General features: G+C 46.2%; 13 protein-coding genes and 1 pseudogene. 10 read left to right on the forward strand and 4 right to left on the reverse strand.

The genetic code is table 11. The features are described from left to right. Positions 1–19: 19 nt before the first annotated feature. The gene (locus QUB68_RS13310; RefSeq protein WP_332993011.1) at positions 20–940 is read left to right on the forward strand and encodes a glycine betaine ABC transporter substrate-binding protein; all 921 of its coding nucleotides are present in this window, start codon (positions 20–22) and stop codon (positions 938–940) included. 92 nt (positions 941–1,032) lie between these two features. On the opposite strand, the gene QUB68_RS13315 is transcribed toward QUB68_RS13310, so the two are convergent. From QUB68_RS13315 to QUB68_RS13325, 3 genes are all read right to left on the reverse strand, one after another. Continuing rightward, positions 1,033–1,275, reverse strand: a complete 243-nt coding sequence (locus tag QUB68_RS13315; RefSeq protein WP_332993012.1) for a DUF4926 domain-containing protein — start codon at positions 1,273–1,275, stop codon at positions 1,033–1,035. Positions 1,276–1,509: 234 nt separating this feature from the next. Continuing rightward, a complete protein-coding gene (locus QUB68_RS13320) occupies positions 1,510–3,783 on the reverse strand; it encodes a RelA/SpoT family protein (protein WP_332993013.1) in 2,274 nt (757 codons plus the stop codon). A 151-nt stretch (positions 3,784–3,934) separates the two neighbouring features. Beyond that, a complete protein-coding gene (locus QUB68_RS13325) occupies positions 3,935–4,084 on the reverse strand; it encodes a hypothetical protein (protein ID WP_332993016.1) in 150 nt (49 codons plus the stop codon). A 152-nt stretch (positions 4,085–4,236) separates the two neighbouring features. Between QUB68_RS13325 and patD the strand changes: the two genes are divergently transcribed. From patD to QUB68_RS13370, 9 genes and pseudogenes are all read left to right on the forward strand, one after another. Further along, positions 4,237–4,659, forward strand: coding sequence for a heterocyst frequency control protein PatD (gene patD / locus QUB68_RS13330; protein ID WP_332993017.1), 423 nt, complete (start codon positions 4,237–4,239; stop codon positions 4,657–4,659). Between the two features lie 22 nt (positions 4,660–4,681). Next, positions 4,682–5,266 (forward strand): TFIIB-type zinc ribbon-containing protein, encoded by a 585-nt coding sequence (locus QUB68_RS13335; RefSeq protein ID WP_332993018.1) that lies wholly within the window; start codon positions 4,682–4,684, stop codon positions 5,264–5,266. 280 nt (positions 5,267–5,546) lie between these two features. After that, complete coding sequence (locus tag QUB68_RS13340; protein WP_332993020.1) at positions 5,547–7,250, forward strand: ABC transporter ATP-binding protein; 1,704 nt, start codon at positions 5,547–5,549, stop codon at positions 7,248–7,250. A gap of 126 nt (positions 7,251–7,376) precedes the next feature. Then, the gene (locus QUB68_RS13345; protein WP_332993023.1) at positions 7,377–8,450 is read left to right on the forward strand and encodes an RNA polymerase sigma factor, RpoD/SigA family; all 1,074 of its coding nucleotides are present in this window, start codon (positions 7,377–7,379) and stop codon (positions 8,448–8,450) included. Positions 8,451–8,738: 288 nt separating this feature from the next. After that, positions 8,739–9,224, forward strand: coding sequence for a GNAT family N-acetyltransferase (locus QUB68_RS13350; RefSeq protein WP_332993025.1), 486 nt, complete (start codon positions 8,739–8,741; stop codon positions 9,222–9,224). A 127-nt stretch (positions 9,225–9,351) separates the two neighbouring features. Then, on the forward strand, positions 9,352–9,558 hold the full coding sequence (locus tag QUB68_RS13355; protein WP_332993026.1) for a glycogen debranching protein: 207 nt from the start codon (positions 9,352–9,354) through the stop codon (positions 9,556–9,558). Positions 9,559–9,767: 209 nt separating this feature from the next. Next, the gene (locus tag QUB68_RS13360) at positions 9,768–10,763 is read left to right on the forward strand and encodes an AEC family transporter (protein ID WP_332993029.1); all 996 of its coding nucleotides are present in this window, start codon (positions 9,768–9,770) and stop codon (positions 10,761–10,763) included. A 6-nt stretch (positions 10,764–10,769) separates the two neighbouring features. Then, positions 10,770–11,036, forward strand: a pseudogene (locus QUB68_RS13365) (Uma2 family endonuclease); the annotation flags it as partial. Between the two features lie 118 nt (positions 11,037–11,154). After that, positions 11,155–11,568, forward strand: a complete 414-nt coding sequence (locus tag QUB68_RS13370) for a nuclear transport factor 2 family protein (protein ID WP_332993031.1) — start codon at positions 11,155–11,157, stop codon at positions 11,566–11,568. A gap of 91 nt (positions 11,569–11,659) precedes the next feature. On the opposite strand, the gene QUB68_RS13375 is transcribed toward QUB68_RS13370, so the two are convergent. After that, positions 11,660–12,328, reverse strand: a complete 669-nt coding sequence (locus QUB68_RS13375) for a 2OG-Fe dioxygenase family protein (protein WP_332993033.1) — start codon at positions 12,326–12,328, stop codon at positions 11,660–11,662. Positions 12,329–12,403: the final 75 nt, after the last annotated feature.

A 12,403-nucleotide genomic window follows, 5' to 3' on the forward strand; every position in this document is an offset into this window, starting at 1 on the left:
TAAATGTTACAATAAAAAAATGAAAATATCAAAAAGCCATTTTTTATTTTCCTGCATATCATTCCTTTGCTTGTTTGCAGTCACAAGCTGCAATTCTAGTTCTCAAAAACAAGTTGTTATTTGCTCTAAAGACTTTAGCGAGCAAGTCATCCTAGCAGAAATTTTAGCACAGCACATCGAAGCCAAAACAGATATTAAAGTAGAACGCGAACTCAACCTCGGAGGCTCGCTTTGCCATCAATCCCTAGCAACAGGTAAAATCGACTTGTACGTCGAATATACGGGTACAGCTTTTACCAATCTTCTCAAACAAAAGCCGATTTCTGACCCCAAGAAAGTCCTCGCTTACCTCAAACAAGAATATCCCAAACAGTTTAAAGCAGAATGGACCCAAGCGCTGGGATTTAACAACGGTTTTGCGATTATTGTGCGGGGAGACGATGCCAAAAAACTTAACTTGCAAACTCTCTCCCAACTAAGCAAGGCTGCACCAAAATTGCGCGCTGGTTTCGGCCCGGAATTTAAAGACAGAGAAGATGGCTTTCCCGGATTAGCTAAAACTTACGGGATTAAATTTGCGGAAGAACCGAAGGAGTTGCTGTTAGGATTGCTTTATCAAGCGCTGCAACAAAAACAAGTAGATGTGATTGCTGGTAATACGACGGATGGTTTGATTCAAAGTTTGGGTTTAGTAGTCCTGAAAGATGATAAGAACTATTTCCCGCCCTACGAAGCTGTTCCGGTTGTGCGATCGCAAATTTTGGATAAATACCCAGAATTGCGTCCAGTGCTCGCAGAGTTGGGCGGCAAAATCTCGGAGGAAGATATGCGGAACCTCAACTATCAAGTTGACGGGAAACAGCAGGACACCGCTCAAGTAGCGCGGGAGTTTTTGCTGCAAAAGTTGGGCGAGTCTAAGCCGGTAACTCCGGCGAAATAAAGGAATACCGGGCGGTTGAAACCGCGTCTATACAAGCAAAACCCGAGCTGAGAGGGGTTGAAGAACGAACGGTTAAAATTACCTTATTTTCTTCAGTCCGCGGAGGCGGACTTCGTTTTTGTAGGCGCGGTTTCAACCGCCGTCTTATCTTCTATCAGCGACTCGGCAACTTCAACTGTAATTGCTTCGACATTGAAACCCTCTAAGCTATAACCATCTTCTTCACCTTCCGGCATCGGGTAATGCTCAACAATAGTTGCTATAGCACCTTTTTTTAGATTGTACTTGGGGATGTCTTCGCGCAATGCTACCTGTGAAAACAGTTCAAATTTCATGGCGGATTATACCATTTTAGATTTTAGATTTTAGATTGGGAACATAGGCCTCTCTGTGCGCACTCCGCACCCTACAATTAGTCATTCCCTCAACCCTGTTTGTCAGGTGCGTCGCTATGAGATTGTCGATTTTTATTGAGGGATTTTCAATGGCGACGCACCCTACAGCTTTAGTCCTCTGATTTGGATGCGGACTAAAGTCCTCACTACAAACCCTATAGTTAGACTTTCCTCTTAGGTTCCTTCGCTCAGCCGCCGCAAATTCAAAATATCGCTCATCTTTTTAATCTGCATACAAGTCCGCTCGAACTGTTCTTTATCCTGGATATCCATGCACAAGTCAATTAATGCCGGCAATCCAGGATATGTTTTGACTTGAGCGCTGCGGACGTTCACTTTGTTGTCCTTCAAATGCGATAATACATCATTGAGAACTCCCACTCTATCGAGGGCTTCAACTTGAATGTTAACCGGATAAGTATTGGGGCGAGATTCATTGCGGTTGCTGGAATTCCAACTCACGGGAACTAACTTATCTCCAGGCACATTCTCAACATTTGAACAGCCTTGGCGGTGAATCGAAATTCCGCGCAGGCGAGTCACAACTCCAATAATTGCTTCTCCGGGAATTGGACAGCAACAGCCTGCTATATGGTAGAGCAATCCTTCTACACCTGCGATCGGCGATTTGCTCGGAGACGAACTCGGTACGGGTTTTGGTGCCGTCGATGCAGGTATTTGGATGGGTAATTCCTGGCTTTGGCCCGGTGCAGCTTCTATTTTTTGCTGCACTTTTACTAAATCTCGCAGTCGATTTACTACGAGGTTTAGCGTGACTTCGCCGTAGCCCAAACCTGCGATTAAATCTTCGACGCTGTGGTAGTTGCACCGCTGAGCTACCGATTGCATGGGCCCTGATTTTAGCAAGGATTCTAGGCCATTTTTGCCTAATTCTTTTTCGAGCAATTCCCGCCCGCGAGCGAGGTTTTCATCTCGGTGCGATCGCTTCAACCACTGCCGAATTCGGTTTTTTGCTCCGTTTGTCTTGACAAAATTCAGCCAGTCGGAGCTCGGATGGCCGTTTTTTTGGTTCAAGATTTCTACAATGTCGCCATTCTTTAAAACCTTGTCTAGTGTCACCATTCGCCCGTTGACTCTGGCGCCGGTGCAGCGATTGCCAATTTCTGTGTGAATGCGGTAAGCAAAATCTACGGGTGTTGATCCGCTGTTGAGTGCAATCACGTCTCCGTTAGGAGTGAAAACATAGATATCTTCGTCGAATAAGTTGTCTTTAATGCTTTGTAAATATTCGCGATCGTCTTTGAGATCGGTTTGCCATTCTAGCAGTTGTCGCAGCCAAGTAAATTTTTCGTCATCGCCGGTGACTTTTGTGTTAGAACCGCCAGTTTCTTTGTATTTCCAGTGCGCGGCAATGCCGTATTCCGCAATGTGGTGCATTGCTACGGTGCGAATTTGTACTTCGATGGGGCGGCCGCTGGTGCCGATTACTCCGGTGTGCAAAGATTGATAGCGGTTGGCTTTTGGTAAACCGATATAATCTTTGAAGCGGCCGGGAATTGGACGGAATGAATCGTGGACGATCGCCAAAGCCCGATAACAGTCATCATTAGTTTCTACGATGATCCGCACCGCAGCCATGTCGTACACTTGGTTGAACCCTTTTTGTCGGCGGTGCATCTTCCCATAAATCCCGTACAAATGTTTGGGACGGCCGCTGACTTCATAGCATTTAATGCCTAAATTGTCAAGTCTTTCTCGCAAACTATCTGTGACTTCTGCAAGTTGAGTTTCTCGATCGCCCCGCTTGACTGCCACCAAGTCTTGAATTTCGCGGTAAGCTTCCGGTTCCAGGTATTTAAACGCTAAATCTTCCAATTCCCACTTAAAGCGCCCGATACCCAAACGGTTCGCCAGGGGAGCAAAAATCTCTCGGGTTTCTAGGGCAATACTGCGCTGCTTTTCTTCGGACAAGTGCTCCAAAGTTCTCATGTTGTGCAGCCTGTCTGCGAGTTTGACAACAATGACGCGAATATCTTTAGCCATTGCTAGGAACATTCGGCGAAAATTTTCAGCAAGGCGCTCTGTTTTGCTGGAAAAATTAAACTTAGAAAGTTTGGTAACACCTTCGACTAACTGTCGTACTTCCGCGCCGAATCGCTGTTCTATTTCTTCGAGAGTAATATCTGTATCTTCTACAATGTCGTGGAGGAAACCGGCGGCAATCATGACGCTGTTGCCGCCCATATACCGGAGTATTCCAGCGACAGCTACCGGATGGCAAATGTAAGGTTCTCCGGATTTGCGGTACTGTCCTTCGTGCAAGTCGCGGGCAAATTCAAATGCCCGACAAATTAAGCTGTTGTCTGTTGAGGAATTGGGATTAGGGCTCGCATCGGGCTGCGATCGAGAATTCAGGCATTCTTGCAGCCAGTCGGGAACTATGCAAGGATCGATCGAGGGAGAGGGAGTCAGAATGTTAGCGTTCATGGGGTACACCTTTAAAACTTAGAAATACAAATGGTTAAAAGCTGGGTTTTGGTTGAATTGCCGAAATTATGTGTTTAGTTATACTAAACTAATTGAATGCCACAATTTGCAATTCCAAAAAATAGTCGATTTTTTTGTTAACTATACCTATCTAATTGCGAGCCGCCCCCCCTCGCAGGTAGGAAAATATAGTGACTCCACGGCTGTCGCTGCGGTGGCTCGATCGGGTAAAATAAGGATATTTTGGCGGTAGCAGTGGAGGTAGCGGGCGATCGGCATTCACAGGCAACGCTAAACTCAAAGCAGCAGCCAGAAGAGTCGAGTCAAGCCTGCCAGCCGTCGAATTTTCTCAATCAACAGGGAATTGCTGCAAAAACCCAGGTCTTGGCTTAATATGAGCAAAGCTTAAGCAAGAATCTACTTTGATTATAAAGACAAATTTATTCACGAAACATGATATTGTCCGAAGACCGCCGCCAGTGCTACGAAGAATTACAGCAAGCACTCGAACTTCTACAAAGAACTGTTGCACAGGATAATCTCGATCGGGCAGCGCTGGCGATCGAATACAAAAAAGTGCAACAATTTTTCGGAAACCAAATTATGAGAGCCCCCAGCGGCGAGTTAGACGCCTCAGAAACACCCCCAGAGCAGTCGTATTTGACGGAAATTCACAAGCAACTGCGGTTATTGGGGACAGATGTCACGTTTTTGCAAGCCGCGAAGCAGCCAGCGACAGCATCCGCGAGGCAAACTGCGACTGCGGAACGACTTAACACGCTAATTGGCTACTGCGGTGCGCTGCTGCACAAAAATTCTGCTTCTGAGCGGGCCAGCCCAGATGCAGGATTAACAACTGAATTAACAGCGAATTGATACGGCAAGGAGAAATAAAGCGGTGGAATGTCCAAAATGTAAACATCCAAACTTAGAAGGAGGCACCTTAGCCGGCAGTATGTCGGTGCAGTGGTGTCCCAACTGTTACGGTATCTGGATTCCAGGCAGAGAATACGAAGCTTGGCAGAAAGAGCAGAGCCAATGGTACAACAAATCCGAGAAGCCACAGGCGACAGGGACTCTCGGTATAGAATTCACACCGTCTCCCTACGACAGCAAAGCAGCGCTGTGTCCCGAAGACGGTCACTATTTGTCGCGGGCGAAAGTTCCCTTCAGCAGAGTGCCCTTTTACATAGAGCGCTGTATGCTGTGCGGGGGAATTTGGTGCGATAACGGCGAGTGGGACATTCTCGAAAGTCTGGGATTCCATACCGAGATTGACAAGATGTTTTCTCCCAATTGGCAAGCAAAGGCCCGCGTCAAAGAGCTCGCCTCTCGTGAGCGTCAAGTGCTGACTGAGAAGCTGGGCCCGGATATAGCCGGATATGTGTTGGAACTTGCGGAAGTTTTAGCTGACCATCCCCACGCAGATTGTGCGGCTACTTACATACTGCGGAGAGCTGAGTTGAAGCGAAGGGAAATTTAGTCAGTTGACAGTTGACAGTTGACAGTTGACAGTTGACAGTTGTCAGTTGTCAGCAGTCATTGGATACTGACTAATAAGTAACAAATAACATCTAACAAATAACAACTGACAAATAAAAACACCCCGATAGATGACTCTGTGTTCTCACTACAAACGATTAACGATTGAAGATTATATGACTGACATGATACAACTAATAACTAATAACTAATAACTAATAACCAATAACCAACAACTAATAACTAATAACCAACAACTAATAACTAAGGACTAATGATTAATGACTAATGACTGTTCTTTGTTTTCCGTTGAAAATCTGCGAGTAGCTTATCCTCAGCGGCGGGGCCAATCTGGTTGGGCCGTTGACGGGGTTTCCCTGACGCTGGAACCGGGGGAAAAGCTGGGATTGGTTGGGGAGTCTGGCTGCGGTAAGTCAACTTTGGGAAGGGCGGCGATGCGGTTGCTGCCGGATTCGACGCTGATTGAGGGGCGGGTTGGTTTTGCGGGTGAGTCGGTGTTTGAGATGAATGCTTCGCGGCTGAGACGGTTTCGGGGCGAAGCTGTGGCGTTGATTTTTCAAGATCCGATGACTCGTCTCGATCCTTTGATGACTGTTGGGGAACACTGTATTGAGACTTTGCAAGCTCACAGACGGGATTTAAATCGCAAGCAAGCTAAGCAACGGGCGATCGACATTTTGGATGCTGTGAAAATTCCGGCGTCTCGCTGGTCGCAATTTCCCCACGAATTTAGCGGCGGAATGCGCCAAAGAGTGGCGATTGCTTTGGCTCTTTTGCTCGATCCGAAATTAATTGTGGCGGATGAACCGACGACGAGTTTGGATGTAACTGTGGCCGCCCAGATCATGCAGGAATTGACGAGACTTTGCGCTTCAAGGGGAACGGCTATTTTGTTGATTTCTCATGATTTGGCGATGGTGGCTGAGTATTGCGATCGCATTGCGGTGATGTACGGTGGCAAAGTCGTGGAAACTGGGCCGGTGCAAGACGTGTTTGAACGGCCGCAGCATGAATATACTCGATCGCTCCTCAAAGCAGCTTTGCACATTCAGAAGGAAGAAGGAAGTTCGGCAGCGGATTCTGTAACGGATGTAACGGATGTAACGGATAGAGGGGAGAAGGCAAATTATCGGCTTAAGTCCGAGTCAAATTCGCCTCTTTTGACTGTGACGAATTTGCAGCAACACTACAGTTTAGAAAGCAATTTATTAGACCAATTATTTTCGAGGAATCGCCAGGTAATTAAAGCCGTAGATGGGGTTAGCTTAGAGCTAGAACGGGGAGAAATCCTCGGGCTGGTAGGGGAGTCCGGCTGCGGCAAAAGTACGTTATCGCGATCGATTTTGCAGCTAATTCCCCCGACTGGTGGCAAAGTGGAATTTCAAGGAGTAGATATCACGGCCCTCAGTCCCGATGCTGTCAGGAAATACCGTCGCCAAATGCAAATGGTATTTCAAGACCCCCACGCTTGCCTGAATCCAATGATGACTGTCGGGCAAAGTATTGCTGACCCTTTGTTGATTCACAAATTAGCTAAGGGAGATGAAGCTAAAAAACAAGTAATCCAAATGTTAGAGCGGGTGGGTTTGACCCCCGGGGAGGATTTCTTTGGCCGCTATCCGGGAGAATTGTCGGGGGGACAACAGCAGCGGGTTTCCATCGCCCGGGCTTTGATTACTCGGCCGCAACTGATTATTTGCGACGAACCGGTGAGTATGCTGGATGCTAGCGTGCAGACTCAAGTATTAGAACTGATGTTGGAGTTGAAGCAGGAATTTAATTTAACTTATCTGTTTATTACGCACGATTTGTGGGTGGCGAGATTTTTTTGCGATCGCATTGCGGTAATGAATGCTGGAAAAATTGTTGAAATCGGCAAGACTAGGGATATTTTTACTAATCCGCAGCACCCTTATACTCAGCAATTATTGCAGGCAGCTCCAAAACTTGCTCGAACTCAATAAAAACGTATAAAATTGGGGCAATCTGATATCAGCTACGGGCTTCTAGATGGATTTCGGAAATTTCTGATTAAATTGGTTAAAGTGAAGGGATACTTTTCAAATCATCCCACGGACACCCAGCACTATATGGCAAAATCTGACCTAGGCAGTTTTGCGGTGGCCCCCGAAGCCTCACTCGCAATCGCAGAGGATGAGGACACCGAGATCGATCGTCCGACGGTAACTAGATCGTCAGCATACAACAACTGGTCTGCCGACGATCCCGTGGGAGCTTTGTTCAAAGAAATGGCTCGCTATCCTCTACTGAGTGCCACCGAAGAGGTGGAGTTGGCGCGCCGCGTTCAAGAATTGGTAGCGCTTCTGGAACTAGAACAGCGTTTGCAGCAGGAATTGGACAGAATGCCAACAAAAGCTGAACTGGCGGCGGCTTTGGGGGTGAGCGAAGCTCAACTGCAACAGCTTCGCCACCAGTGTCAGTCGGCGAAACGGAAAATGATCAGCTCGAATTTGCGCTTGGTGGTTTCAATTGCCAAACGCTATCTCAATCGGGGCGTGCCTTTTCTTGATTTAATTCAGGAAGGAGCTTTAGGTTTGAATCGAGCCGCCGAAAAGTTTGATCCGGAGAAGGGTTACAAGTTTTCTACTTATGCGTATTGGTGGATTCGCCAAGGAATTACCCGCACAATTGCCAATCAAGGGCGGACGATTCGCTTGCCGGTTCACATTGTCGAACAGTTAAATAAACTCAAAAGAGTTTATCGGGATTTGAGGCGTTCTCTTCAACGCAATCCCACTGAAACTGAACTTGCTAAAGAAATGGAAGTTACTGCCGAACAGCTTCGCTACCTTCAGCAAGTACGCCGGCAATCTTTATCTCTCAACCACCGCATCGGCTCGGAAGAAAGTTCCGAACTTTTGGATGTGATTGAAGATAGCGCAACGCAATCTCCAGAAGCTCAGATGAATGAGATGATGATGCGCCAAGATATTTTGGAGGTGTTAGATAATATTTTGACTGAGCGGGAAAAAGAGATTGTTGCTATGCGTTACGGTTTGATAACTGGCGAACCTTACACTTTAGAAGAGGTTAGCAGTTTGTTCAATTTGTCCCGCGAACGAGTCCGTCAAATTCAAAATAAGGCAATGCGGAAGCTGCGCCGCCCTCAAGTGACGGAACGATTGAAGGGTTGGTTGAAATGAGCGAAATAACACTGAATTTGCATTTTAAAAAGTCTTAAAGTTATTATGGGTGGGCGGCTCCCCACCCATAACGTGCAGATTAAATAACTGGTTCCCAGGCTCATGCCTGGGAATCGATATCTAGAGGCTCTGCCTCCATTGTCCCAAACGAGGCAGAGCCTCTGAATCTACGTTACCAGGCTCCTGCCTGGTAACGAGTAAAAGAATATGACTAATGACTACTGACTAATGACTAATGACTTATGTGATATTTTTAATTGTTGATTGTCGCTTACTACTTATTAATTTATGTCTGATGAGGTGATTTTGCGTCCAGCTACCCGCGCCGATGTGCCGGTGCTGTTTGATTTGATTAAGGCTTTAGCTGAGTACGAAAAGTTATCTCACGCCGTTACTGGTAATGCGGTTGATTTGGAGAATCATTTGTTTGGCGCGAGACCTTTTGCTGAAGCAATTCTAGCAGAATGCGAAGATCGGATCGTAGGCTGGGCGCTATTTTTTTACAATTATTCTACTTTTTTGACTCAGCCGGGGATTTATTTGGAGGATTTATTTGTGCTTCCTGAGTTTCGAGGGCAGGGTATTGGCAAGTCTTTGATTGTTTATTTGGCGCGGTTGACAGTCGAAAGGGGCTGCGGGCGTTTGGAGTGGAGTGTGCTTGACTGGAATGAATTGGCGATCGGATTTTATCAGGGTATCGGTGCTGATGTGATGCCCGACTGGCGGATTTGCAGGGTTGCGGGCGAGTCTTTGGCGAGTTTGGCCTCGAAATAAGACTCGGCGATTGAAATCGCGACTACACAAACGAAGTCCGCCTCCGCGGACTAAGAAATCAAGTAAATAATTGGCAAAAATATAGGAAAATTTAAGTGACAGTAGATTTTGATTGAGAGAGTAGATCGTGATTATTTGGGTAAACGAGCAAATCGATCCGTCGGGCATTCTTTATTCCTGCATTGCTTGTTGCAATGAGACTCAAGCGCAGGAATGCCACCAATCTTTTGAGCAGAATTTGACGGCAGAGCAAAAACAGCAGGGCTGGGTTGCTACGTTGCGGACTGTTGCTTCTTGGGATGATGTGCCTGTTAATGCTTTGAAATTGAATTGATCAGCGCAAGTTAATCAGCAGATTTAGTATCGTCGTGTTTCGAGTCTAGGAAAACACAGCACATTTGTTCGGAAAATGCAAGATAAGTCGTTAGCAGATCCCGCCCTTACGACGGCGGACTCTGTTAACGACAAATTCGCATTTCTCAAACGGGTTTTAGCCTTAATATTAATCAATAGAGGCATTTCAGATTGTCAAGTTAAGTTTTTATGATTGAGACATTATTTCACGCTTATACGCCTCTCGTTATCTGGACAGGCTTGGGACTTCTACTATTTCGGTACATCCCAGTTGATTTTCCTAAGCTGCTGAGCCGCTTTCTTTACTGGATTGGGATACCGCTGCAAATTCTAGTTTTAGCCCGTCAAAGCGATTTTTCTGGTGCTGTGGGATTCACACCGGCGATCGCCATATTCGTGTTATTTGTGAGTACGAGTTTAGCTTGGTTGACTTGGCTATTATTGCGGTGGTTGAGTGCGCTGCACGTCAAAAAGCAATATTTTCAGGGCAAAAATTCTCTAGTTAATTTATTTTTATTAAATGTAAATTCCCTGAAGCGATCGAGCCAAGGCAGTTTTATCCTAGCTGCGATGTTAGGCAATACCGGCTTTGTCGGATTAGCAATGACCCCGGCTCTGATCAGCACCGATAACAACAACTGGGCTGTCTTGTACAGTGTCACCAACAACGTGATTGGAACCTACGGATTCGGTGTATTTATTGCTAGCTATTTCGGGCGTTCTGATCAAAAAAATCACTGGTGGATTCAGCTCAAGGACGTGCTGACAGTTCCCGCTTTGTGGGCATTTTTAATTGGTTTTTTTTCTAGAAGTATCTCCCTTCCTGAGACGGTAGAATCTGGATTGCAGACTGCAATCTTGGGGGTAATTGCTAGTGCTTTGCTGCTGGTTGGTATCCGGCTGAGGTCTATTAAAACATGGCAAAGTTTTGAATTAGCGTTAATCCCGTCGCTATTAAAAGTGGTAATTGTGCCGATGCTGATCGGATTGGGTGCTAGTTTTTTCGGATTGAGCGGCGATCCGAGGTTGGTTTTGGTGTTAATGTCGGGAACGCCCACAGCTCTTTCGGTGCTGATTTTAGCAGAAATTTATGAGCTCGATCGCGATTTGTTAGCTAGCGGCATTGCGATCACTTCCGTCGGTTTGCTGTTGATGCTTCCGCTGTGGTTGGCTTGGTTTAGCTAATAGCACGTAGAATTGGGACTTTGGCAGGGAAGTTATCAAAATCAAGAAATGCTTTGGCTGCGGTGGTGGGATTCGCAAGGTAATTTGCTGTTAATTGGCTCCGAACAAGTTGAAATTGAGCGGGCTATGGTCGAACAATAACGGCAAATAAACGAGCAAGAACGGCAAAGAACCGAGCAAGAACGCCGAAGGGCGGAACAAGCAGAGCGGAAAGTTGCCCAGTTAGCCGATCGCCTGCGAGCAATGGGCATCGATCCCGATGCTGACGATTGATATCAAAATCTGAGTTTAATAGCCAGACTGCGATTTTTGTAGGGCGGTAGCAAGAGTTCCCGCCCTACAAAAAAGTTTCAGACCTGTATAGTAGATGAGTCACAAATAACAAAGTCTTATGGAAACTAAACCACCTCTACCGCCCTTTACGTTAGAAACAGCTAAAGCCAAAGTTCAAGCTGCCGAAGATGCCTGGAATACCCGCGATCCCGAACGAGTAGCCTTAGCTTATACAGAAGATTCTCAGTGGCGAAACCGCGCGGAATTCTTCAGCGGACGCGAACAAATCAAAGCTTTCTTAACACGAAAATGGGCAAAAGAATTAAATTACCGTTTAAAAAAAGAACTCTGGAGTTTTACAGAAAATCGGATTTCTGTTCGCTTCGAGTATGAGTGGCACGATGATTCTGGCTACTGGTATCGCGCCTACGGTAACGAACAGTGGGAATTTGCAGAAAATGGGTTAATGCGAAGACGTGAAGCCAGCATTAATGATGTTCCAATTCAAGAGTCTGAACGGAAGTTTCGATAGATAGGAGGTACGGTTGAAACCGCCCGGTCTTCAACCTGCGCACCATCCGGGTTTTGTTCGTGTAGACGCGGTTTCAACCGCGAGCGTCTTCTCAATCGGTAAGCAAACTCGGAGAAGTGATCACAAAGACATCCCTGGTTCCCACTCCTTCCGATTCCGGTTTTATCGGCGTAGTAAAGTGGAAAAACTCGTGATCGTTGACTAACAGCAATTCTCCCGGATGCAGAATTTTATTAAAAACAGGCTTCTCTTTTTTCGCCAAATACAAATGCGTTTCCCCGCCGACAATATTAGTGCGGTCAACCGAGAAAATCGCGATAAAATCAGTACCGTCTTGGTGAATTCCTTCCGGTGCGGGGTTGCCAAAATTGTGCGGCGAACAACTCGTCCTAATTTGATGCACTCCGATTTCTGCTTCTGGGTGAATTTTGCAGGAATCGAAGAAGGCAAAAATCAGTTGTTTGAAGTTATCGAGGGCAATTAGCCGATCGTCCAATTCGTCATATTCCCGTCGGATGTCCCCCACCACCGGATTGTATGCTTTACTTTGAAACAAGTAGCCGTGAGGTAACTTAACTAACTCATTTCCGTTCACTACAAACCGCGACAATCTTCGGGAACGATATTTGCCTTTAATATAAGGATCGACAGGCATATCGTTAAAAAATGGCTTGAAACCTTCGAGCTTGATCGAGTTTACTTTTTTGAAAGTAAACATGAAAGCATAGTCCAAGTGAATGGATTCTAATACCGTTTTCATAGATTGTTCCCCATGAAGCCTTGCTCCCCTCTTAATTTTTGCCTTAAGGAGGTGTATGCTTCTAGTCTAGCTCAG

It is taken from the genome of Microcoleus sp. A006_D1, from assembly GCF_036702805.1.
Taxonomy (GTDB): Bacteria; Cyanobacteriota; Cyanobacteriia; order Cyanobacteriales; family Microcoleaceae; genus Microcoleus.